The sequence below is a fragment of the Bifidobacterium scaligerum genome, from assembly GCF_002802865.1.
Taxonomy (GTDB): Bacteria; Actinomycetota; Actinomycetes; order Actinomycetales; family Bifidobacteriaceae; genus Bifidobacterium; species Bifidobacterium scaligerum.
The window spans coordinates 489,300-512,958 of sequence record NZ_PGLQ01000002.1; the positions used below are offsets into that span (position 1 = coordinate 489,300).

The 23,659-nt window shown below is 58.7% G+C and carries 15 protein-coding genes and 2 tRNA genes; 9 read left to right on the top strand and 8 right to left on the bottom strand.

The features are described from left to right. Positions 1-160: 160 nt before the first annotated feature. From CUU80_RS05155 to CUU80_RS05170, 4 genes are all read left to right on the top strand, one after another. A tRNA-Pro gene (locus CUU80_RS05155) sits at positions 161-234 on the top strand. 164 nt (positions 235-398) lie between these two features. Next, a complete protein-coding gene (locus tag CUU80_RS05160; RefSeq protein WP_100496263.1) occupies positions 399-1,589 on the top strand; it encodes an MFS transporter in 1,191 nt (396 codons plus the stop codon). 219 nt (positions 1,590-1,808) lie between these two features. Further along, a complete protein-coding gene (locus CUU80_RS05165) occupies positions 1,809-3,971 on the top strand; it encodes a DUF4037 domain-containing protein (protein WP_100496264.1) in 2,163 nt (720 codons plus the stop codon). Positions 3,972-4,215: 244 nt separating this feature from the next. Beyond that, a complete protein-coding gene (locus CUU80_RS05170; RefSeq protein ID WP_100496265.1) occupies positions 4,216-4,845 on the top strand; it encodes a DUF4125 family protein in 630 nt (209 codons plus the stop codon). Positions 4,846-4,917: 72 nt separating this feature from the next. Here the strand turns inward: CUU80_RS05170 and CUU80_RS05175 are convergent, their stop codons facing one another. The 3 genes from CUU80_RS05175 to CUU80_RS05185 form a co-directional block, all read right to left on the bottom strand. Continuing rightward, complete coding sequence (locus tag CUU80_RS05175; RefSeq protein WP_100496266.1) at positions 4,918-6,666, bottom strand: alpha/beta hydrolase family protein; 1,749 nt, start codon at positions 6,664-6,666, stop codon at positions 4,918-4,920. Positions 6,667-6,766: 100 nt separating this feature from the next. Further along, entirely contained in the window at positions 6,767-7,711 is a 945-nt protein-coding gene (locus CUU80_RS05180) for a sodium/calcium exchanger protein (protein WP_100496267.1), read from the bottom strand. A gap of 11 nt (positions 7,712-7,722) precedes the next feature. After that, entirely contained in the window at positions 7,723-9,648 is a 1,926-nt protein-coding gene (locus tag CUU80_RS05185; RefSeq protein ID WP_165775835.1) for a PspC domain-containing protein, read from the bottom strand. Between the two features lie 350 nt (positions 9,649-9,998). Here CUU80_RS05185 and CUU80_RS05190 point away from each other — a divergent pair, with 350 nt between their 5' ends. Further along, entirely contained in the window at positions 9,999-11,384 is a 1,386-nt protein-coding gene (locus CUU80_RS05190; protein ID WP_243388665.1) for an ATP-binding protein, read from the top strand. Beyond that, entirely contained in the window at positions 11,381-12,079 is a 699-nt protein-coding gene (locus CUU80_RS05195) for a LuxR C-terminal-related transcriptional regulator (RefSeq protein ID WP_100496269.1), read from the top strand. The genes CUU80_RS05190 and CUU80_RS05195 overlap by 4 nt, the downstream gene beginning before the upstream one ends. A gap of 166 nt (positions 12,080-12,245) precedes the next feature. Here CUU80_RS05195 and galE read toward each other — a convergent pair whose 3' ends face one another. From galE to serS, 3 genes are all read right to left on the bottom strand, one after another. Next, positions 12,246-13,271 (bottom strand): UDP-glucose 4-epimerase GalE, encoded by a 1,026-nt coding sequence (gene galE / locus CUU80_RS05200; RefSeq protein WP_100496270.1) that lies wholly within the window; start codon positions 13,269-13,271, stop codon positions 12,246-12,248. A 225-nt stretch (positions 13,272-13,496) separates the two neighbouring features. Further along, positions 13,497-13,581, bottom strand: a tRNA-Ser gene (locus CUU80_RS05205). A gap of 125 nt (positions 13,582-13,706) precedes the next feature. Further along, positions 13,707-14,993, bottom strand: a complete 1,287-nt coding sequence (serS, locus tag CUU80_RS05210; protein WP_100496271.1) for a serine--tRNA ligase — start codon at positions 14,991-14,993, stop codon at positions 13,707-13,709. Positions 14,994-15,143: 150 nt separating this feature from the next. Between serS and CUU80_RS05215 the strand changes: the two genes are divergently transcribed. Continuing rightward, on the top strand, positions 15,144-16,319 hold the full coding sequence (locus CUU80_RS05215) for a diacylglycerol/lipid kinase family protein (protein ID WP_165775836.1): 1,176 nt from the start codon (positions 15,144-15,146) through the stop codon (positions 16,317-16,319). Positions 16,320-16,343: 24 nt separating this feature from the next. On the opposite strand, the gene CUU80_RS05220 is transcribed toward CUU80_RS05215, so the two are convergent. Both CUU80_RS05220 and CUU80_RS05225 read right to left on the bottom strand, forming a co-directional pair. Continuing rightward, the gene (locus tag CUU80_RS05220) at positions 16,344-17,189 is read right to left on the bottom strand and encodes a PRD domain-containing protein (RefSeq protein WP_100496272.1); all 846 of its coding nucleotides are present in this window, start codon (positions 17,187-17,189) and stop codon (positions 16,344-16,346) included. Between the two features lie 79 nt (positions 17,190-17,268). Next, positions 17,269-19,380: a glucose PTS transporter subunit IIA gene (locus CUU80_RS05225; protein ID WP_100496418.1), complete on the bottom strand. Its 2,112-nt coding sequence runs from the start codon at positions 19,378-19,380 to the stop codon at positions 17,269-17,271. Positions 19,381-19,932: 552 nt separating this feature from the next. On the opposite strand from CUU80_RS05225, the gene CUU80_RS05230 reads away from it, so the two are divergent. Together CUU80_RS05230 and pgm are read left to right on the top strand one after the other, a co-directional pair. Further along, positions 19,933-21,426, top strand: a complete 1,494-nt coding sequence (locus CUU80_RS05230) for a sugar porter family MFS transporter (RefSeq protein WP_100496273.1) — start codon at positions 19,933-19,935, stop codon at positions 21,424-21,426. A gap of 272 nt (positions 21,427-21,698) precedes the next feature. Next, on the top strand, positions 21,699-23,390 hold the full coding sequence (gene pgm / locus CUU80_RS05235) for a phosphoglucomutase (alpha-D-glucose-1,6-bisphosphate-dependent) (RefSeq protein ID WP_100496274.1): 1,692 nt from the start codon (positions 21,699-21,701) through the stop codon (positions 23,388-23,390). Positions 23,391-23,659 lie beyond the last annotated feature (269 nt).

Sequence of the window (23,659 nt, forward strand, 5' to 3'; positions counted from 1 at the left end):
GCATAATCACCGATGCGCAACCGCCGCATAGTCACCCATTACAGAAAAAACCAATCGCAATACAGTGGGAATCAGCGTCACAATCGTTGCAATTTCAGGCGACACGCCGTAATTTGTACAATCAGACCCACATATCGTAAGCTGTACGACGTTGCCAAAACGGGCTGTAGCGCAGCTTGGTAGCGCGCTTCGTTCGGGACGAAGAGGCCGCGGGTTCAAATCCCGCCAGCCCGACAACCGAAAGGGACCTGCCGAAGAAATTCGGTAGGTCCCTTTCTCCATATTCCAACCGATGTTCCTAATACCCCGCTAAGAGCGGAGCACAAGAACCGGCAAAGGACAATCTTCCTCCGTCCACAGCCCACCCACCAGCCGAAGAGCAACCAGAAGAGAGAACCATGAAAAGAAGCTTGTTAGCGCTCGCTTCGGGCGCGTTCGTCCTCGGTGCCGCCGAGTTCGTAATGATGGGCATCCTTCCTCAGGCCGCGGCGGCGACCAACGTCGACATCCCCACCGCAGGCCACTATATTTCCGCATATGCCATCGGCGTGTGTATCGGCACGTTGATTCTGGTGTTTGGCCGCAAGGTGCCACCGAAAAATCTCATCGTGCTCTTTATGGCTATTGCATTGACGGGCAACCTGCTTTCCGCGGTTTCCGTCAACGGCCCCATGCTCATCGCCGCACGCTTTATCTCCGGGCTTCCGCATGGCGCCTTCTTCGGCACAGCCACGCTGATCGCCAAAACCCTTGCCGACAAAGGCAAGGAGGCGCAGTCCGTCGCGATGATGGTCACCGGGCAGACCGTAGCCAACATGCTCGGAGTGCCCGCCGGAACATTGATGGCAGAATTCCTCTCTTGGCGACTTGCGTTCGGCTTGCTGGCCGCATGGGCGGCAATGACGATTGTGCTGGCACTCGCTTGGATACCATATGTCGCTCCGATCAAGGACGCTGGCATCACCGGCCAGTTCCGGTTCCTTACGCGCCGTGGCCCTTGGGTGATTCTGGCCGCCGTGTTCACCGGCAACGCCGGCATATTCTGCTGGTGGAGCTACGTCTCCCCCTGGCTGCAGAAGTCCGGTAACTGGCCGTCCGGCCTGGTGCCGCTACTCATGATGCTTGCCGGCTTCGGCATGGTGGTCGGCGGACTGATCGGCGGGCATATCACCGATCGTTGGCGTCACGCCGGAACCGCTGCGCTTGGTCAGGCGATTTCCTGCTTCGGCCTGTTGATGGTGTTCCTGCTGCCCGGTAACCAGATGACGTCTGCGATGCTCACGTTCCTCATTGCATTCGGACTGTTCTTCGTCTCCGCTCCGCAACAGCTGCTGATGACCGAATCCGGACAGGGCGGCGGCGAACTTATCGCCGGTGCAGCGGTGCAGGTGGCGTTCAACTTCGGCAACGCGGTCGGCTCCATCGTGGGCGGTGCCATGCTTAATGCGTTCTCCATGCAGTACCGCTTCACCGGTCTGGGAGGTCTCCCGTTGGCCATTGTGGCCGTGGGACTGCTGGCATACTACTCGTGGCGTTGCGAGACGAACACCGACGCCATTCACCGCATGCACGAAGTCAAGGTGGATTGATTTCTACCGCTGACTACCGCTGACGGCATGCCCGCCCCCGCACCTTCCACATAGGGGAACTCGAAACATCAATGATGCTCCTCGCTTCCATAGCTCCCCTCAAACTCCGACAATCGCCTGCTGAGAGCAAACTCACAGGCGATTTGTTGTATGACGACGGCACCTTGCTCATAGACTTGCCCATAGACTGGTAGGAAAACGGGTTCAGGGAGGTACACCGTGGTTGACGAAGACGCACTGCTTCAACAATTCGCCGCACAATTCGAGCATGGCGCCGCGGATGTAGACGATACAGACGAAGACCAAGACACACCCGCCGATTTCGACGTCAACGACTTCCTTCAGGGACTGGACGACATCTTCAACCGTCACGCCGCCGCCCACGAGGCCGGCCCCTATCTGGAACAGGCGGCAGTAGACGCCGAAAACGCCGGCGACGAGGCCGGGTTGCTGACCGTACTCAACGAAACGATGGGATTCTACCGCTCGCAAGGGCGACACCAAGAGAACCAATGGATCGTGCAGCGCGCACTGGAACTGGCCGCCCGCATGGGACTGACCACCGGCACTTCCGAAGCGTGGGCCACCACACTGATCAATTGCGCTACAGCCATGCGCGCCGCCAAGCAATACGATCAGGCCGAAGACCTTTATCATCAGGCGCAGGATGTGTGCAGTCGCGCCTTCTCCCCCACCGATCGCAGACTCGCGGCGCTACACAACAATCTGTCGATGCTGTACAGCGAAACCGGACGTGCGGACCAAGCGGAGGCCGAACTACGCGAAGCCTTGCGTATCGTAGAGGAATCCAGCGTGAATCCGGAAGCGGACATCGATGTGGCCAGTTCACACACCAATCTGGCGTTGGCCCTGCTCTCCTCAGCCGGAGACGATCCCGTTAAGCTGAAAGACGCTCATCAGCATGCGGCCAAGGCACTGGACATCTACAAAACCGGACATCTGGAACATTCCGCGCACTATGCCTCAGCATTGGCTGGTTTCGCACAGGTATGCTTTGCTGAAAAACGGTACGCCGATGCGGTGGACGGGTATCGCCGGGCGTTGGCGGTTATCGAGGAATGCTACGGCAGAGACACCGATTATTGGCGCATTACCGAGGAGAACCTGCGCGAGGCCGAACGTCAGGCCGAGCAACACGTCAGCGATCTGCCTGTACCGCCCGCGCAGCAGCCTTCCGCGGATTCCGCAACTGCACCGTGCGACCACGAAAACGCTACGTCCGATCCGTCCGGCAATGCCCACAAGACTGCCGCCGGAGCCACACCTCACATAATCTGCCCGATATCCGGTCTGAAGCTGGCACGCGCCTTCTGGAAGCAGGTGGGCAAACCGATGATCGAGACGAAATATCCGCAGTATGCGAGCCGTATCGCCGCCGGTCTGGTGGGGCATGGTTCCGAATGCTATGGGTTTGACGACGCATACTCTCAGGATCATGATTTCGGCCCACGGTTCTGCCTGTGGCTTTCGGATGAGGATTATGCGGTGATCGGAGCACAACTGCAAGCCGATTACGAGTCGCTGCCTCGCAACTTCGTTGTGGATGAGCAGGGACAGATCACTTTTGTTTCAGCCGACGAGACGGACAGCAACGCCGACACACATGCCGGCGGCATGCCTTCTCCCACTACCCCGCGGGCGCAGGGAGCCAGACGACGTGATGGAGTGTTCCGCATCGGAGATTTCTTCACCGCCATTACCGGATATGCGGAGGCACCGGCTGCCGAGGCGACACATGAATGGCTGATGTTGGACGAGGCCACTCTGGCAACCGCCACCAACGGTGAGGTCTTTGCCGACCCAGTGGGATTGTTGTCCAAAACCCGTCAGGGATTCAAGAACATGCCCGAGGATGTGCGTCTGGCCTTGATTTCCAAGCGTCTCGGCATGATTGCACAAGCCGGACAATACAATCTGCCTCGATCGTTGCAGCGCACGGATGGCGCAGCGGCATGGTTGTCGATCAATGAGTTCGTGGAGGCCACGGCTTCGCTGGTGTTTCTGATCAATACCCCTATGGTGGCGGGATATATGCCGTATTACAAATGGCGGTTTGCGGCGTTGCGCAAGCTCTCCGGCTCGATATTCGCAAAGCTGCCCGATATTTGCTCCAAGTTGGAGGACGTGATGCGGCTCGCCTCGGCTGCCTGCTATGGCGGTGCCGGGTTCGGCGAGGGAGGCAAGGGCTCAGCACCGGCGGCGGCTCGCATCGAATCAATCGTGGAGCAGATCGCCGAGGACATCGTCAAGGAACTGCTGCGCGAACATCTGACCACGTCCGGCGAGACGTTCCTGGAATGGCAACGCCCGTATGTGGAGGAGCATATTCAGACCAGCAATCCGATATTGCACAGTCTATAACGAAAAGGATGTGTTTCTGCCTTGCAAGGGGTACTTCAGCTCATCTCAAAACCTTTATCTGTTTTACGAGGGGTATCACAACGGACATGCCTTACGTAAAACCGTTGAAATACCAACATGAATATATGGATTCATGCATGTCTGATACCCCTTGCACAGCAGATAGCATTTTGCAGTGGGATAAATGTACCCCTCGTAAAGCAGATAGCCGCAAGCTGATATTCAACGAGGAAAGGAATCAGCAATGAATACTCATGATAATGACGATGAGCTGCGCGAGACCATTGTGCGACATGAATGGGATCAATTTCAACGCACCAACAACGAGGGCGGAAGGGCTGCATGCCAAGGCAACTGGCCGGTGTTTCATCAGATGAGACTGGCCCAGTTCCTCACATGGGAGCGACCGTTGCTGGAATCGTATGCCGCCGACCTTGATGAGGCGGACCGCGTGGACCGCAATCTCGTCACCGAAAAATACGGTCGTATGATGGCTTCCACCGCACCGGCCGAGTATGCGGCGAATATCGAGCCGTATGTTCCCCGGCTGGATGCGGACCGCATAGCACGGCAGGAACAGATAATCGCCCAGCAAGTGTCATGGGCCGCTGATTTCCGTTCCCGATATCCCAAGTTGGGCGAGGCCATGCGCGTACTCACCACTGCGGAAGATACCGCGACCGTCACCTCGTTTGAAACCTATTTGCGCGGCGAACTGGGCACATACTCCCCTACCACATTCGGTCTGTATGAAACGATGATTCGCGAGCGCGCTGCCGCCGACCCCCAGCGCAATATTACGGAAGAGACGCTGCTCAACACGGTACGATTGGGAGGTTTTGACAGTTTGGATGAGGCCGAGGCCGCACAGTGACACGGTCGGTACAGTGACACGTGCAGTGCCGACTCAGTGCAGTGCCAGCCGAGCCGGCACTGCACTGAACGCCTAAAACTGGACCGGCAGTGTGAATAACCCCCAAAAAGCCATGGAGGTCAGCGACGTAAACGCGGCGATCGCCATGATGCCGCAGATGGCGTGGCGAGCGCCGGTGAGGCAACGGCGAGAGCGCCACCAGTATTCCAATTGCACGGCGTATGTGAGCACCAACAGTACAGTCAGCACCTGCAGTACCGCCCAGCAGACGCCGAACAGTCGCGGGAACGGCTGCATATATACCGATGCCAATCCCACGACAGTCAAGTAGCCATACACCAGCATCGTTGTTGTCGCAGATACGATGCCAAGCGACCAACATGGCCCGGCAATGCCCGGTGATGGTGTCGCGGAAGATAGTCCGGAAGCCGTATCCGATTGCGAGGTCGGAGCCTCGCTGACAGCTGCCGGACCACTCGGCCCGCTCGCAAACGGTCCTGCAACCGAATACATAAGGGGACGAACGTGCAAGGCTGCGCGCTTACCTTTGATGCGCACTCGCAAGCTGCGACGCCGTGACAAAGATGTCACTGCCACGCCAAGTCCCAGCACCATCGCGACAGCCAGCAGCACAGGACCAGCAGCCATAATGCCAACAAGTACACCAAGGGAGCCGATGATGCCGGAATCAGTGCGTTCAGGTGCCGCAAATCGCTGATGCGGTTGCACGCCGGCAATTTGCGGCGTAGTCCAAACTCCCGCCGCATTCCAAGATGCCGCATCCACGCTCGTATGGCTCACAGCGTCTTCCGCGTCCGCGCTGCCATTCCCACGTTCGGCCACTACACCGTTGATCCAGTTCTCCAACGCCTGCGTATACCCGTCTGCCAGCGGCAGGTTCGGCGTGAACAAGCCTTGTCCGGCACGCATTTGATGGTTGGCTGCATAATAGCGCACGGTGACATCACCATTACCCACCCGATGCGCGGCGGCCATGATGCGTTGCGCGCCTTGCTCAATAGGCATGGCCGTATCGTACGTACCGTAACTGACAAGCACCGGCATAGTCAGCGTTGACAGGTATCGGTCGGCATCGAAATCGGCATAGGCCAAGTCGAACGGCGCATAGTCGAGCGACATGAGCTTGGCCATATCTTTGATGACCGCTCGCGGTGCGCCCGCTTCTTTCGCGTATGCGCTGACGGCCATGGCCATCTGCTCGCGACCTTTGAATACGGGCGCAGAGGTCAACGCCGCAAAAGCTATGTCCTTGCGGGATGCGGCCAGAATCGTGGCGATCCAGGTACCTTCCGATTCGGCATATAGGCCGATGGCGTTCGGGTTCACACCGGCCGTGCCGCGCAGCACGTCCATCGCGCGGCTGTATTCGTTGGCGAATCGTGCATAATCGCGGTGCAGCACCGTGTAATCATCGTTACGCTTGGCGGGCACCAAAGTCACAATGCCAGCGGAAGCCATGGCGTTCGCGATATCGCCGAAATCCTCGGCCCCGCTGGTACCGGAACCGTGGATGAACAGGCAGGCGGGACGCAGCCCGGAAGCGTTCACCGGCTCACGCAACACGGCAGGCAGTTGTACTCCGCCGCCCATATTCACGGTGATATTGGTTTCGCGGGTCTGGTAACGCCCTTCATGCGGAATGCTGACGTTGGCGGGTTCAATGTCGGGATCGCTGGTGGCGACCGTGAGGTGATCGGTGTAAGGACGGATGTCCCAACGCGGCATCATCGCCCAGCCGAGTGTGGCGAACACCAGCAGCAGGGCCAGAGCAATCGCTATGATGCGCGCTATTCGTTTCATCCGCCCTCCCAGCTCAATAAGACTGATGTTGCGTCGGCATCAACAACCGACACGGTTGCAACATCAGTCCTCGTTCATGACCTCAACAGGTGTACTCGCATCACTGCCCAGCTGCATCCTTCCGCTGTTTTGCGGCTCCCATGATGGCCCAGACAATGGCCACGATCACCAGAATCACGCCGATGGCGCCACAAGCGACGGCCACTATCAGCTGTGGGTCCGCGGCGAACGTCGGAATCATCGTGTTCGGGAACACCAGGCCAAACACCAGCGCTGTCGCTCCGATGACAAGCCCCGATATGCCAAAGATGATCGTGAGCACACTTATTCCGCGCTTCGCTTCGGAGTTGACAGGAGTTCGCGGATACGTCTGCGAACGATTGTTGTTCGATGACGGCTGCGCAGGTGCGCCAGATGCTGACGGAGACATGGGATTGGCTTGTTTCACCTGCTCCATATGAGGTGCGGCAGATTCGGACTTGCCTTGATTGTTGTGTCCAGTCTCGTGATTCGGCTCGGCGGACGCTTCGCCGTACATCGGTATATCGTTCGCCGGAGCGATCGTCTCGTCGTGATATGGCAGCTCGCCGACGGGCAGGTTCTTGGGATCGGGCTCGTCTCCTGTGTGTGCTGGCATCGACTCGGCGTCCATAGATTCGACTGAATGGTCGACTGCGGTCTCGGTCCCGGAAGGTATGGGCTCGGTTTCGGCAGCATCGTGGGATCGATCAGCGAACGTATTATCAGCCGTTTCATCAACAAGATCAGCCACGGATTCCAAAGCAAGAGTTCGTGAATCTCCGTCATCGGGCACGGAAGCCAGCGATTCAACTACAGGAGGCAACGTTTCAGTTGCCGTACCATCCTGAACGGTAGGCAGCACTGCAGTTGCCACCGTATTGTCGGACACGGGCAATACCGCGGTATCGGATGGTTCCGTCACGGCCCCATCTACAGGAGCGATGGTTTCGGTATCGGCTACCGGTAGCGCCTTGGTTGCGGTCACGTCATCAACGCTATGGAACTGCTGGGTATCGCTGTTCATTGCTGTTCCTCCTACTTGTCCTGATCGAAGTCCTGAGAGTCGGACTTGTTTACGTGTACTGACGTTTCATCGATATCCGTCAAGGACTGCCGCTGCTGATCGCGGCTGACTTCGGTACCGTGCAGCTTTTCGAACTGCTGGAATGTATACCCTTCCCAATTCGAGACATACGTCACGTTCACCCGCGCCTCCAGAGCATAAGGCACGTCGATCAACAGTTCCGGACCGTCGAGCGGTGAGCTTTTGTAATTGTTGAGCCACTCGTATTCGGTTCCGCTCATACCCGACCCATAGGTGAGCGGAGAATCGGTCAGGAAGCCTGTTGATATTGACATGATGCTGTAGCTGCTGCTCGTGGCATCGTATTTGCCGCCGATGGCCTCGGCTATCTGATACCCGCCACGATAATTGCCGAACGCATACGAACAGCCATCCGGCAGGATGATGTGTATCTGCGAACGGTATGCGGATAAGGTGATGTTCCCGGCCGGGCAATACGATATGGTCTTCTTGCCATTCTGAAGTTCCAGCTCGTGCTCGGGATGCGTGTCGCTCCATGCGGACAGATCGAGTATGGCATGGCTGTCCTCATAACGGTCGCCCATGAACAGCACCCCACTCTTCAGTGCCGCGAACGTGTCATCGCTGGAATCCGCCACCAACATCCCAGCGGATTGCACTTCATCCATACCGTACGCGTTCTTTGAGTTGGTACCTGAGTCGAGGCTCACGGTTGCCGCATAGGTACCGGTGTCATGAGTCAGATCGTAGTAATACGAGGAGTAGGTGCCGGAGACGAAAATCATGGCCACGGCACATCCTCCTGCCACCAGTCCCAGCGGAATCAATCCGCCCGCGCGGCGACCGCGTACGCCGAGAATCACGACGATAACGCCCATCACGATACAAACCGCCGCACTCCAGATAGTGACCAGTTCGATAATGGGGCCGAGGCCAAAGCCGTTGGCCTCGATAGAGGCCATGACGCCGGCAAAGGACATGAACATCAGTCCCAGCACAATCAGCACCGTAACGGGGCCCGCCGGCTTGCGGCGTAACGATTTCGCGGGTGCCGCATCGGTCTGTGGTGCGGCGTATCGGCCGGCGGAAGCGGTAGCGCCGGCCGGACCCGGCGTAAACGGACCGGCGTATGCGTTCTGCGGAGCCGGGCCGGCAGCAAACTGTCCCATTGGCATGGATCCCAGTCCCGGGCTGTGCGAAACCGGCGGTATCGGCTGGCTATTGTTCGGCATCGGCGCAGGCGCGGCGAACGGACCGGCATAAGGTGAGGCATATACGGGAGCTCCCATCGGACCTGTGCCGGCGGCGTTCGGTGCTGCCGGCGCGGGACCAGCATACGGACTGTATGGGGCGGTCGGACCAGCCGGAGCGTACCCGGAGACCATCGGCCCCGCATACGGGGTCTGCCCACCGGCGTACGTACCAGTCGTGCCGGCAGGGCCAGTCATAGGCGGATTACCGCGCATGCCACGGGCACCGAACCCGTACCCCTCCTGCTGACGAATACCGCTTTTGGCGAGCGCCCACAGCGTGACCGCTGCAAGCACGATGCACACCCAACCGGCACCGGGAATCACCACCGCCACGGCCATGAACAGGAAGCAGCCGAGGCAGTTCCAGTTCCACTGTCCAGCGACGAGATCCTCACCAAGGATGTGCCCACCGCGCACATCCGGCAACAGGAACCAGCCTAGCGCGTACAATGCCGCGCCAAAACCGAAACACAACGTGGAAACGATCATCAGCGCACGGACCAAGGTGGGACTCCAGCCGAGCCGAGCCGCCAGACCGCTGCATACACCGCCGATCCAACGGTCGTCGCCGCGCATGATGCCGCTCGTCCTGATCCAAGCGAAGAAACGCCGCGAAACCTTGTTTGGCTGCGGCTCATAAGAATTCATAGTGGGATTGCTCATGGTTCCATTACAGCAATGATTTGTCTGCACATCTCCCCGGAAACACCCTGATTGTTCCCTGAACCTCGGTTGAAACCCCGGTATCAAAGCCCTGAACGCGGCACAATGGAACCATGACCTTTCCCATGCACACCGGTTCGCCCGGCCATGCACCCTATGGACAGGCCTCGCCATATACACAGCCGGGGCCTGCGGCGGCACCGTACGCGCCGTACGGTGCCACTTCCTCGCCTATTGCATCACCTACGATGTCGCCGAGTCCGATGCCGGTGCCGCCGAGGGCCGCGGACTCTCACGCAAACGCGCAGACGACGTCCTATTCGCAAACGACTTCGCGCCCATTGCCGCCGATGGCACCCGCACAACTGCCGTTGATGCGTCCGAAACATGGCCGCTGGCTGACCGGCGTATGCAAGGGCATCGCACTCCATTTGGGAGTGTCCGTCACGTGGGTGCGATTGGCGTTCGTTCTGCTGACCATGATGTATGGGGCCGGCATTATCGGATACCTATTTTTATGTATTTTCATGCCGTCTGGCGACCCGATTGCTGCGGCTGCAGCGGCCTCCGCAACGGTTCCGGTGGGACAGGCCCCGCTGTCACGCGGCAATGCAGGATCGGTCGGTAAAGCTGTAGATGGCAATGATGGCGATGCCGCGGCCACTCCGGAATCATTGGCAGATGCGGTCAGACGCGCCCCCAAACCGGCGCTGGTGGCGCTGAGCGGCGTACTGCTTATGGGCATCGGCCCGCTTTTGGTAAGCACCGGTGTAGACACTACGGTGATTCTGCCGCTGCTGTTCGGCATGGCCGGCATCGCGCTGGCATGGATGAACCTTTCGCCGCATGGCACGCAACTGCTTTCCATGCTGGGTGGCATTGCGTTGATCTTCTGCGGATGGGCGCTGTACGTGTCCAATGCAACATTCGTCATGGCCGCCGGATGGAGCACTTCGCCTCGGCGCATCATGCTTTCGGGGTTCATCATGCTGGTGGCAGTTGTGGTGGCGGTTTTGCCTTGGGCCAGCGCCATGCTGCAACAGTTTTCGCATGAGAAAGCACTCAAGGAACGCGAAGAGGAACGTGCGGATATGACCGCACATCTGCATGACGGCGTATTGCAGACGCTGGCGCTGATTCAGCTGCACAACCAAGAGCCGGACGTCATCTTCACGCTGGCCCGGGCTCAGGAGCGCGAATTGCGCGAATGGCTATATCAGGAGCGGTCCACTTCAGATCGCTCGGTCAGCGCCGGCTTGAAGAAAATCGCGGCGGAAGTAGAGGACGGGCACGGCAAACCCATCGAAGTGGTCATTGTGGGAGATGCTCGCCCCAGCGCCCAGACGGATGCGCTGCTGGACGCCACCCGGCAGGCGCTGGTCAACGCCGTGACACATGGCGGCGAGCCGATATCGCTGTATTGCGAGGCGGGGTCCACGCTGGTGGAGGCGTTTGTACGCGACCATGGTTCTGGTTTCGACATCGACACGATCCCGCCGGACCGGTTAGGCATTCGCGAGTCGATCATCGGCCGCATCAAACGGCGCGGCGGTACAGTGGAAATCGTGTCCAGACCCGGTTGGGGCACCGAAGTTCGAATGCATATGCCGATTGCGTTGCACGCTGCGTCGCAATCCACGGCGCAGTCTGCGGCACAGTCCGCAGCGCAACCTACAGCACAGCCCGTAGCACCACCTGCGGCACAGTCCGCAGCACCACAAGGAGAGACATCATGAGCGAAGAAAAGGCTACGAAGATTCGCGTGGCAGTAGTGGACGATCATGAGATGTTTCGCGCAGGCGTGATCGCCACATTGCGCGATTCCTTCGATATTGTCGGTCAGGCGGCGGATGTGCCAGGCTCGGTGGCGATGATTGCCCAGACCAAGCCGCAGGTGGTGTTGCTGGACGTGCATGTGCCCGGTGGTGAAGGTGGCGGCGGCGCTGAGATTCTGCTGAAATCTCGCCCTTACTCCCCTAATACGGTGTTCTTGGCGCTGTCCGTCTCGGATGCGCCACAGGACGTAGGCGCGGTGATTCGTGCCGGCGCACAAGGATACGTGACCAAAACGATCACCGGTGCGGACCTGATCTCCTCAATTAAGCAAGTACACGAAGGATATGCCGTATTCTCGCCGAAATTGGCCGGATTTGTGCTCTCAGCGTTCCAAGGTGCGGGTGCCGGTACCGGATTCGGGGTTGATGCCGATACCGGCGGTCCGGTGCACGATGAGGAATTGGACCGGCTCTCTGCACGCGAGCAGGAAGTGATGCGACTCATCGCCCGCGGATATACCTACAAGGAAGTGGCTGCCGAGCTGTTCATCTCCATCAAAACCGTGGAAACACATGTGAGTTCGGTGCTACGCAAGCTGCAGTTATCCAACCGCACCGAGTTGACACGTTGGGCCGCCGATCGACGCATCGTGTGACGATCAGTGGATTATTGTGCGCCGGCACACGGCCATGCGCCAGCAGCGGCAGCACTGTTCGGCTCCAATGGAACTTCCGGAAACAAATATCGCGAAAAAACATGTGGGCCTTCACCGCATCCATAGCGGCGAAGGCCCACATCGTATCAATGAGTGGGGTCACTCATCACTTCTCAGCGTCACGGAAACCGTTCGGGTTCTTGGTCTGCCAGTTCAGAGAAGAAGCAGCCATATCATCAATGGTCAGCTCGGCCTTCCAGTCGAGATCGTGCTCGGCCTTGGAGGCGTCGGCGTAGCAGGCAGCGATGTCGCCGGGGCGACGAGGCTTGATCACGTACGGAATTGCATGGCCAGCAGCCTTCTCGTAGGCCTTGATGACCTCAAGCACGGAGTAGCCGTGACCGGTGCCCAAATTGTAGGTGAACACACCGGGCTTCTCGATGTGGTCGATGACGGCCACATGGCCCTTGGCGAGGTCCACCACATGGATGTAGTCACGAACGCCGGTGCCATCCGGGGTGTCGTAATCGTCGCCGAAGACCTGCACGGCCTTGAGCTCGCCGATGGCGACCTTGGCCACATACGGGGTGAGGTTGGCCGGAATACCCTTCGGATCTTCGCCCAGCAGGCCGGACGCGTGAGCACCAACCGGGTTGAAGTAGCGCAGCAGCACGATGGTCCACTCCGGATCAGCCACATGCACGTCACGCAGGATCTGCTCCTGGAACAGCTTGGAGGTGCCGTACGGGTTGGTGGTGCCGCCGGTCGGGGTCGCTTCGGTGATCGGCAGTTCCTTCGGGTTGCCATACACGGTGGCGGAGGAGGAGAAGATGATCTTCTTGACGTTGTGGGCACGCATGACCTTGAGCAGCACCAGCGTGGAGTACAGGTTGTTGTCGTAGTACTCGATAGGCTTGGCTACGGACTCGCCTACGGCCTTCAGGCCAGCGAAGTGAATGACCCAGTCGATGGGGTTTTCGTCGAAGATCTTGTTCATCAGGGCTTCGTCGCGCACGTCGCCGTCGTAACGCTTGATCTTCTTACCGGTGATCTGCTCGACGCGGTCCAGCGCCACGGGAGACGAATTGCCGTAGTTGTCAACGGAGACGACGTCATATCCCTTTTCCAACAGTTCGACATCGGTATGGGTGGCAATGAAGCCGGCACCGCCCGTAACCAGAACAGTGGTCATGTTTCCTCCTTGAAGGATCTTGCCTGATCTTTATCTTCGGCTCTAATCCTACACCAAGAAGTCGCAAAAATGTGCGTTTTTGTCCGTTTTTGTGCGCGAATTTTCTGTTAATTCGAAACCGTACATTCGCGCTGTGCATATTTCACCGACCCAGCCAAGGATTGCACCCTTCAGCCACAGCATGCAAAAAGGGTTCCGCTCATCACGAACGGAACCCTTATTCGGCGGACAGAGCGAGATTCGAACTCGCGGAGGCTTGCACCTCAACGGTTTTCAAGACCGTCTCTTTAGACCACTCAGACATCTGTCCTTTTGTGCGCTTCGTTGAACCCACAAAGCGCACAATGTTCGATTATACAGGCGTGGGTCGAAAACCTCGCACGGTGTGGTCAAATTCGCACTGTGCGGCGAATCGCTCACAAGCCTGATGAAAAATCAGGCCTCCCACTTCGTCGGCTCGATGACTTCCTTGCCGCCCATGTAGGGACGCATGGCCTTCGGAATCTCGATGGAGCCGTCCTTCTGCTGGTGGTTCTCCAGAATGGCGACCAGCCAACGAGTGGTGGCCAGCGTGCCGTTGAGGGTGGAGACCGGACGGGTGTTGCCGTCCTCCATGCGCTCACGGATGTTCAGACGACGAGCCTGATACTCGGTGCAGTTGGAGGTGGAGGTCAGCTCACGGTAACGGCCCTGAGTCGGCACCCAAGCCTCGCAGTCGAACTTGCGGGCGGCGGAGGAGCCGAGATCGCCGGCGGCGGTATCGATGATGCGGTACGGCACCTCGACCTTGGCGAGCATCTCCTGCTCCATGGCCAGCAGGTGCTCATGCTCCTTGTAGGAGTCCTCCTGCTTGGCGTAGACGAACATCTCCACCTTGTCGAACTGGTGGACGCGGATGATGCCGGAAGTGTCCTTACCGGCAGCACCGGCCTCACGGCGGTAGCAGGAGCTCCAGCCGCAGTAGCGCAACGGGCCGTTGTCAAGGTCAAGAATCTCGTTCTCGTGCATACCGGCGAGAGCCACTTCGGAAGTGCCGACCAGATACTGGTCATCAGGCTCGCGCAGACGGTAGATCTCATCGGCATGGGAGTTCAGGAAGCCGGTGCCGCGCATCACTTCGGGGCGCACCAGCGTCGGGGTGATGGCCAGCACGAAACCGTGCTCTTCGGCCTGATCCACTGCCATGGTGAGCATGGCGATCTGCATACGGGCCACAGCGCCACGCAGGAAGTAGAAGCGGGAGCCGCCGACCTTCACGCCTCGACGCATGTCGATGCCGGCCACCTCGGTGCCGAGGGTCAGGTGGTCCTTCGGCTCGAAGCCTTCAGCCGCGAAATCGCGAATCTGACCGACCTTCTTGACGACTACGTAATCGTCCTCGCCGCCTTCCGGCGCTTCAGGCTCGACGATGTTGGAGAGCTTCCACATGGCGGTGGTGTATTCCTCGGCAGCGGAATCGGCCTTGGACTTGTACTCTGCCACCTTGGCGGCAAGCTCCTTGGTCTCGGCAATCAGCTTGGCCTTCTCGTCGGCCGGGGCTGCGGCAACCTTCTTGCCGATTTCCTTCTGCTGGGCGCGGGCCTCTTCAAAGGCCTTCAGCGCTTCACGACGCGTGGTATCGGAAGAGAGCACTTCATCGACGAGTTCAACGGACTCGCCACGCTTGCGCTGGGATTCCTTGACGATATCAGTGTGTTCACGGATGAATTGAATATCAAGCATGCGCCTAACACTACCGCCGCAAGCCGACACATCCTCCATGTCTCCCACATTCGACCGTCTCAGCAAACACCACCGCATAACGTGCGCAAATTGTTCATGTTCACGCAACTTTCATCGTTTGTTCCGCAGCACACGCTAACAATAGGAGTCATGCCTCAGTCAGTCATCACCGTGCTTATCTTCGCAGCCGTTCTTCTTGCGATCGCGGCCATCGTGATCTTGGTGCTTGTGCTACGCGCGCATCGACGCCACAAGCTGGCGCAATCATTGGAAAAGCGCAAGGACGACGAAGTGCAGTACGCGTTCGTCATCAATCCTTCCAAACCACAGGCTGAGGCACAACGACTGCATATCAAGGAGTTCTGCGAGGCCAAGGGCCTCAATCGCATTCGGTTCTATGACACCCAGCTCGATAAGGATGGTCGCGTCTGTGCCTTGGAAGCATTGCATGACGGTGCAGACGTGGTGATCGCGGTAGGTGGCGACGGCACCGTGCGTACAGTGGCGAGCGCTGTTTCCGGCACCGGCCACGCACTTGGCATCATCCCGATCGGCACCGGTAATCTGTTCGCCCGCAACATGGGCATCCCGGTGGACGATGTCGACGCCGCACTGACGGTGGCCACCTCTCACGGCTCACGTCTGGTGGATATGGGGCGTCTCACGCTGCTCGATCACCCTGAGGACGACCACGGCCACGCTTTCCTCATCATCGCCGGCGTGGGCTTCGACGCCGCCATGATCGACGACACCGACCCCGAGCTCAAGCGCAACATCAGCTGGCTGGCGTATTTCGCGGGAGGCATCAAGCATCTGTTCGCGCCGAAATTCCGCGGCGATCTGACCATCACCAGCGCCGACGGCTCGGCTCACACCATCAACAATCTGCGATTCCGCACTGTTATGGCCGGCAACTGCGGGCAGATTCCCGTGTTCTCGCTGATGCCGGCCGCCTCGTACGATGACGGCATACTCGATTTTGAAATCATCGACACCACCGGCGGCATTCTGGGATGGGCCAACCTGTTCGGCGACGTGGTGCATCAGACCTTGACCGGCAAGCCCGAGCAGAATCCGCTTTCCACGAATTCCACCATGGAACAGGTGCAGGGTGTTTCCGCGGAGATCAGGCTGGAGAAGCCCGCCAAGGCCCAAGTGGACGGTGACATGTTGCCGGAGACGAAGCATATCCGCTTCTCCGTGGATCGGAGGGCGCTTATCGTACGCGTGCCGGATACCTCCACGCTGAAGACCGCTCAGGTTGCCGCGGCGAATGCCACTTCTGACTTTGCCGTAACGACCAGCATTCTCGAACCGATAAAGTAGCGAAGCAACTGTTGCCGCCCCGAGTCACTGCTGCCGAGCGTCGGCGGTGACTCGGGCTACGTGCATGGCCAGATACGCCACCTCGTCTTCGCTCACGTCCGCGTCCAAGCGCAATTCCAGCAACCTGCCGATGGTGGAGGCACAGCGTAGCGCCTCCGGGTATGCATCTCGAATCGCGTTGATAATCGGTGCCGGCTCGTCGGCAAGCTGGCGATTCTGGTGAATGCGAATGAACAGATACCGCAGATGGGTGATGAATCGGCCTACGTTCACCGATTCCCGGTCAAGCGTCAACCCATATGTGTGCTCGATGATATCGAGCATTTGCTGAATCACACCGGTCATTGTATAGGTATAGGTCAAATCTCCCGTGGCGAATCCGGCGTTCACCAGATGCATGGCCAGCGACGTCTCTTCGCCGGCCGGCAGCGGTTCCGGCAATTTGCCGTTGATGGCCTGAAGCAGCGCACAGCCTTGCTCATATTCCTTGGGATACAGATTGCTGATCTCGCCGACCAGCGGGTATTCCACGACAATCCCGCGGCGTTGACGCTCAACGGCACCGGCGAGATGGTCCGACAACGCCATAACCAATGTGGTGCTTCCGGTCTCGCGCTCCCCCAACCCTGCCTGTTTCATGGCATCCACCACAATACGAATGATTTCGGGGTCGATATCCGAGAGCATTTGCGCCAGATGATCAGGGTCACGACCGTCCGAGGGAACGAAGGTCCGCACGATTTTTGAGGCATCCACACGCTGCCCGGGCTTGGCTTGGAATCCCAGTCCACGGCCGGTAAGTATCACTTCGCCGCCGTCGTCATCCTTGGCGAGTACCACGTTGTTGTTGAATACTCTGAGGATCTCCATTGCACTCCCCCCTTCCGTTCGTCGTGCCTTCACGTGAAATCTCACGTCTACAATCATCACCGCTTCAATGCGCGATCGGTTATCGTTCTACATCGATAATAGGGGTGCCGGCGGTCACTGTTCGCGAGATCCGACGCTCCGCGCTGTCCGGCCGATCGGCGATACCGGCCGGCAACGGCGTCACGGATGCCATTGCTGCAGTATTCACCACAGTCACCACCACTACCGCACTATGTCCGGCATGCCGTATCGCCGCACAATCCGCATGCAGTATCACATCGCCGGCCGAGACAACGTCGCCTTTGCGTTTTTGCAATGCAAAGCCTTCGCCGCTCATATCAGCCGTATCGAGGCCGATATGCACCAATACTTCAACGCCGTCATCCGTTTTGATGCCGAATGCATGACCGGTTTTGGCCACGGTTTTCAACGTGCCGGAGACCGGCGCGCACACAGCCATTGACTCTTGTGTTTCCGGCATCAATCCCACGCCTTCTCCTAACGCCTTGGACGCGAAAACAGGATCGTCAATCGCAGCAAGGTCCACAAGCTCACCGGAAACCGGCGCGAATACGGCATGAGGGGCGTCCGGATTCCAGAGGCGATCAGGACAGTCTGATTGCCGCGTTTGACTCATATGACCAGCTTGGTCCGCCCGATCAGTGCGGGCAGAGTCTCGCTCCGGTTCGACTTTTGATTGTTCGCACTGTTCAGACTGTTCAGACTGTTCAGACCGTTCCGACCGTTCAGACCGTACAGTTTGTCCCCCCTCTCCCTGAGACAGTCGATAATCGAACGCAACCGTCAATGTCATGGCCACGGCGAACGCAACAGCAATGGAAATCGCGTACACCCACGTACGATTGAACACCGGGATGGTCAGCAGCGAGGAGAACGCGAATGCCGTAGTCGTCACCCCTCGAATCACCTGACCGGACGCCAGCACCGACGGAAACAGCCAGCTCAACACCGCGCTGGTCAGCCCTCCCGCCGCACACCCGGAAAGCAGCCAACGATAAATACGACGATGTTGCAGATGGATACCGTACAGGCTCAGCTCCGAAATTCCACCCAGAAGCCCGGCCAACAAGGCACTCAACGACATTTGGCGCATCGCTGAATCCTTATCGCGCACAGCGAGCACAAGCACTCCGGCCGTAGCGCCGAAGCACGCGAAATTCCACACGCCCATCGGCCCCTGCACAAAGTCGTAGCCCAAGGTCTCAATGTTCATCAGCATCAGCGCATTCAACGGCCAGTGCAAACCAAGCGGCACCAAAAACGGGTATAGCAAGGGGATGCACAACGCGAACAGGAACGGCACACGCGTATTCATCCATGAGGTGATTTCCCCTAGCCCATCGCCGATCCATACGCCCATCGGACCGATGCACAGCACGGAAAGCACATACACTGCAACCAGCGAGAAAAACGGTACAAATACCAGCTGTATGCTGCCGGGAATCACTCGTTTCAGCCCGTGGTATACCACCGCAAGCACTGCGACCATGAGCAACGGCACGAACACGTTGCCGCCGTAATCATAAACTGGCATGCTCATGCCAAAAACGTTGATGCTTGCTCCCAGCCCACCCAGCCGAGGTGCCAACAGTGCAGCCATAATCGCGCCACCGAGCCAAGGATCCACGTTGAGTTTGTGCGAGGCATTCACGGCGATCATAATCGGCAGCATCACGAACATGCCTTCCCAAATCGCCTCAAGCACCCGCCAGCCATCTGCGACGTTGCCGTCCGGGCTGAAGCCAAGCGACACAATCACATTGGCCAAAGCGATGACTATCGAGGCCCCCAGCAGCACGCCAAGCAACGGACGGAAGGCATCAGAGACATAGTCCAGAACGGCGTTTGCCCAAGCTCGCGCGGTTTGTGGCGCGTGCAGGTTCACCGCGCGACCCACAATGGAGGCTTGCGGAATCGTCCCGGCAGCGGCTGCAATCAGACTCATCATGCGTTCATATACCGACCCTACGGCACCTCCGATGATGACCTGATAGCGTCCGCCCGCACGAGGAAACGCGCCAAGTACACCACGGACCGCTTCTATACGGGCCAAGTCGGCCTTGCTCTCGTCCACAAGCGTGACGTGCAGACGCGTGGCGCAATGCGTGAGTTCGCGAATATTGTCCGCACCGCCAAGCGCTTCGACGATTTGCCCGGCCATCTGCGACATGGCGAGAGATGAGGAGGCTGACTTGTCTTGCGCCGGTACCGTTTGTGATGTTGCTGTAGACGCCGCTGACGCAATCTCCATAAGCCTCTCCTCCCTCATTCCCATCACAGTGCAGTTCACGCTATAGCAACGTTCCGCCATACGGAAGTCAACGTCATTGTCTCGCATTGGCTCCCGCTTTGTCCATCTGTCGCGTTGGCCTGTCACGGTATCTCATTGCCTCGGCGGGACACGATATCTTCCGTGCCGAATCAACCTGTGCCAACGATTGCAAAATCCACGGATGCTCGGAGTGTCGCGAACGGAAAAGTCGTATCCTATTCTTCACACGTTGCGTAGCAGGGTTGTTACTTGGAAACGAGGCAAGACCTGGAGCGATGTGGAATCTGCATATCCATATGTTGTTGCGATATGCGTTTTCCACGTTGTTCCAGGTCTTTTTTGTTGTCAAGCGACTTCAAAGGCAAACGGAGCCTCACTGCATGCAGCATACGAGCCGCGAGAACAGACGCGGCTAGCCAATGGCTCAATGGCGACGAAAGGACCAAGGCAATGACGGCAACAACACCCGCATCGGTGCAGGCGGCTTCCCAGAACCATGAGGCGGATGTCGCAGACACGGTGGTAGCCGAAGCGGCAAACGCAATCGAATCCATCGAGGCAATGGAGAATCGCGGCTTCTCCTCACGATTCCCGCTGAACAGCTCGTTTATCTTCACATTCGGCGCGCTCGGCGGCATGCTGTTCGGTTTCGACACCGGCATCATTTCCGGCGCCTCCCCCCTGATCGAAACGGATTTCGGCCTGACCGTCTCCCAGACCGGCTTCATCACCTCCTCCGTGCTGATCGGCTCCTGCGTCGGCGCGCTGTCGATCGGCGCACTGTCCGATCGATTCGGACGCAAGAAGCTGCTGATCGTCTCCGCCCTGCTGTTCCTGCTCGGCTCGGGCATGTGCGCCACCGCAACCGGCTTCCTGATGATGGTTGCCGCACGTATTATTCTCGGCCTCGCCGTGGGCGCAGCTTCCGCCTTGACTCCGGCTTATCTGGCCGAGCTCGCCCCCAAGGAACGTCGTGGATCGCTCTCCACGCTGTTCCAGCTGATGATCACGTTCGGCATTCTGCTCGCCTACGCTTCCAACCTCGGTTTCCTCGGTCACAATCTGCTGGGAGTCCGCGACTGGCGCTGGATGCTCGGCTCGGCGCTCGTTCCCGCCGCTCTGCTGCTGATCGGCGGCATCCTGCTGCCGGAATCGCCGCGTTATCTGGTCAACAAGGGCGACGAACACAATGCCTTCAAGGTACTGACCCTGATTCGCAAGGACGTGGACCAGACGCAAGTGCAGCTTGAGCTCGACGAAATCAAGGCCGTGGCCGCTCAGGACACCAAGGGCGGCGTGCGCGAACTGTTCCGTATCGCTCGTCCGGCGCTGATCGCAGCCATAGGCATCATGCTGTTCCAGCAGCTGGTAGGCATCAATTCCGTGATCTACTTCCTGCCTCAGGTGTTCATCAAGGGCTTCGGCTTCCCTGAGGCGGACGCCATCTGGGTGTCCGTGGGCATCGGCGTGGTCAACTTCGTCTCCACCATCGTGGCCACCATGATCATGGACAAGTTCCCCCGCAAGGGCATGCTGATCTTCGGTTCCATTGTCATGACCGTGTCTCTCGCCGTTCTCGCCGTGATGAACTTTGTGGGCGATGTCGCCGTGCTCGCCGTGCCGACCATGATCCTGATCGCCTTCTACATCCTCGGCTTCGCCGTCTCCTGGGGCCCGATCGCCTGGGTGCTCATCGGCGAGATCTTCCCGCTGTCCGTGCGTGGCATCGGATCCTCCTTCGGTTCCGCCGCCAACTGGCTGGGCAACTTCATCGTCTCCCAGTTCTTCCTCGTGCTGCTGGATGCCTTCCACAACAACGTGGGCGGTCCGTTCGCCATCTTCGGCGTGTTCGCGGCACTGTCCATCCCGTTCGTGCTGCGGTTCGTGCCGGAGACCAAGGGCAAGTCCTTGGAAGAGATCGAACAGGAGATTTCCCGTCACTGATTATCGATTGCCATGTCTGCTTTGATGTGACAATCGCCATTGGTCTTGGGTCTTGGCCGGTATTGCGTTTTTCGAATAGTCCGAGAAGCGCAATACCGGCCTTTTGCTTGTTTGTTGCTTTGTATCCTGCTGTGTAGACTGTTTTATAGCGGGCTTTTCGACCGGCTCTTTGCCGCGTGTCGTCGCTTCTTTTTTCATCATTCGCACAAAAGTTGACAACTCTTAACATATCTGTACCCAAAGCGTTGAAATCCGTGGCACAATAGGGAAGCATGGTAGCAACAAATGCGGGCATGCCCGCCACCCCAGCAGATCTGATCAACGTCGATGAGGTCATCGGCAAGTACTATGACCTTATCCCCGACCCCTCTGTTCCGGAACAGCGCGTCATTTTCGGCACTTCCGGACACCGCGGCTCATCCCTGAAGACCTCGTTCAATGAGGCTCATATCATCGCCATTTCTCAGGCCATTGCCGAATACCGTAAGAAGGCCGGCGTCACCGGCCCGCTGTACCTCGGCTCCGACACCCACGCCCTGTCCGGCCCGGCCAAGAAGACCGCCATCGAAGTGCTCGTGGCCAACGGCGTGCATGTGCGCATCGACTCCCGTGACGACTTCGTACCCACCCCAGTGGTTTCTCAGGCCATTCTGACCCACAACCGCGCGGCCGACGGCACCCAGCGCTTCGAGGGCGAAGGCCTGGCTGACGGCATCGTCGTCACCCCGTCTCACAATCCGCCCACCGACGGCGGCTTCAAGTACGACCCGGTTACCGGCGGTCCGGCACCGGCCGATGTGACCAATGCCATCGCCGCCCGCGCCAACGAGCTGCTCGGCGACTTCAAGTCCATCAAGCGAGTGCCGTACGAGGAGGCCATTAAGTCCGAGTACGTCGAGGGCTTCGACTTCCGCGAGCATTACGTTGACGATCTGGCCAACGTGATCGACTTCGATGTGATCCGCAACTCCGGCGTGCGTCTGGGCATTGACCCGCTCGGCGGCGCTTCCGTGAACTACTGGCCGCTGATCAACGAGAAGTACGGCCTGAACATCGGCGTCGTGCGCCCCGAAGTCGACCCGACCTGGCGCTTCATGACCATCGACCACGACGGAAAGATCCGCATGGACCCCTCTTCCCCGTACGCCATGAAGGGCTTGGTTGATGAGCTCAATGCCGGCGCTTGGGACAAGTACGATCTGGTTGGCGGCACCGATCCGGATGCCGACCGTCACGGCATCGTCTGCCCGAACTGGGGAGTCATGAACCCGAACCACTACATCGCCGTGTGCGTGGAATACCTGTTCGGCGGCAACCGCCCGGGTTGGCCGGCAGGCGCAGCCGTGGGTAAGACGCTGGTCTCCTCCTCACTGATCGACCGTGTGGCTGCATCGATCGATGCCAAGGTTATTGAGGTTCCGGTTGGTTTCAAGTGGTTCGTTGACCCGCTGTTCAGCGGTGAAGTGGCCTTCGGCGGCGAAGAGAGCTCCGGCATGAGCTTCCTGCGCCGCGATGGTCGTGTGTGGACCACCGATAAGGATGGTCTGATTCCTGACCTGCTGGCTGCTGAAATCACCGCCAAGACCGGCAAGAACCCGGCCGAACTGCACAAGGATCAGGTGGCTCGTTTCGGCGAGTCTTGGTACAAGCGCGTGGACACGCCGACCACCCTTGAGCAGAAGCAGAAGTTTGCCAAGCTCACCGGCGATGACGTGACCGCCACTCAGCTGGCCGGTGAGGACATCACCGCCAAGCTCACCGAGGCTCCGGGCAACCACGCCAAGATCGGCGGTCTGAAGGTTACCACCAAGGACAACTGGTTCGCGGCCCGTCCTTCCGGCACCGAGAACATTTACAAGGTGTACGCCGAGTCCTTCGAGAGCCCCGAGGCCCTTGACAAGGTGCTTGACGAAGCCAAGCTCGTGGTCGATAAGGCCCTGAGCGAGCGATTCGCTGAACACTGAAATACTTCGGCATTCAGTGACTGAGTGTTAAACGGTAGGGGTGTTGAACCGCGATGTGTGGCTCAACACCCCTACCGTTTTAGTCGTGAAATAACACGCATGCTGCGGCTTACAGCCGGCGATGATCAATTAGCCTTGCACTCGCATCACTATGACATTGCGTATGCGTATGCGTATGTATATGCGTATGTATCAGCATGTCATAACGATGCGATTGTGATATCTGCTGGTGTACGAATATGTGGTCCACGAATATGTGATCCACGAAC

What these genes read in the sequence shown, in the direction of transcription:
- serS (WP_100496271.1), bottom strand. Translation starts at nt 14,993, where the DNA reads ATGCTTGATATTCAATTCATCCGTGAACACACTGATATCGTCAAGGAA.
- CUU80_RS05170 (WP_100496265.1), top strand. Translation starts at nt 4,216, where the DNA reads ATGAATACTCATGATAATGACGATGAGCTGCGCGAGACCATTGTGCGA.
- CUU80_RS05185 (WP_165775835.1), bottom strand. Translation starts at nt 9,648, where the DNA reads ATGAGCAATCCCACTATGAATTCTTATGAGCCGCAGCCAAACAAGGTT.
- CUU80_RS05190 (WP_243388665.1), top strand. Translation starts at nt 9,999, where the DNA reads ATGGCACCCGCACAACTGCCGTTGATGCGTCCGAAACATGGCCGCTGG.
- CUU80_RS05175 (WP_100496266.1), bottom strand. Translation starts at nt 6,666, where the DNA reads ATGAAACGAATAGCGCGCATCATAGCGATTGCTCTGGCCCTGCTGCTG.
- galE (WP_100496270.1), bottom strand. Translation starts at nt 13,271, where the DNA reads ATGACCACTGTTCTGGTTACGGGCGGTGCCGGCTTCATTGCCACCCAT.
- CUU80_RS05230 (WP_100496273.1), top strand. Translation starts at nt 19,933, where the DNA reads ATGACGGCAACAACACCCGCATCGGTGCAGGCGGCTTCCCAGAACCAT.
- CUU80_RS05160 (WP_100496263.1), top strand. Translation starts at nt 399, where the DNA reads ATGAAAAGAAGCTTGTTAGCGCTCGCTTCGGGCGCGTTCGTCCTCGGT.
- CUU80_RS05180 (WP_100496267.1), bottom strand. Translation starts at nt 7,711, where the DNA reads ATGAACAGCGATACCCAGCAGTTCCATAGCGTTGATGACGTGACCGCA.
- CUU80_RS05220 (WP_100496272.1), bottom strand. Translation starts at nt 17,189, where the DNA reads ATGGAGATCCTCAGAGTATTCAACAACAACGTGGTACTCGCCAAGGAT.
- pgm (WP_100496274.1), top strand. Translation starts at nt 21,699, where the DNA reads ATGGTAGCAACAAATGCGGGCATGCCCGCCACCCCAGCAGATCTGATC.
- CUU80_RS05215 (WP_165775836.1), top strand. Translation starts at nt 15,144, where the DNA reads ATGCCTCAGTCAGTCATCACCGTGCTTATCTTCGCAGCCGTTCTTCTT.
- CUU80_RS05225 (WP_100496418.1), bottom strand. Translation starts at nt 19,380, where the DNA reads ATGTCGCAGATGGCCGGGCAAATCGTCGAAGCGCTTGGCGGTGCGGAC.
- CUU80_RS05195 (WP_100496269.1), top strand. Translation starts at nt 11,381, where the DNA reads ATGAGCGAAGAAAAGGCTACGAAGATTCGCGTGGCAGTAGTGGACGAT.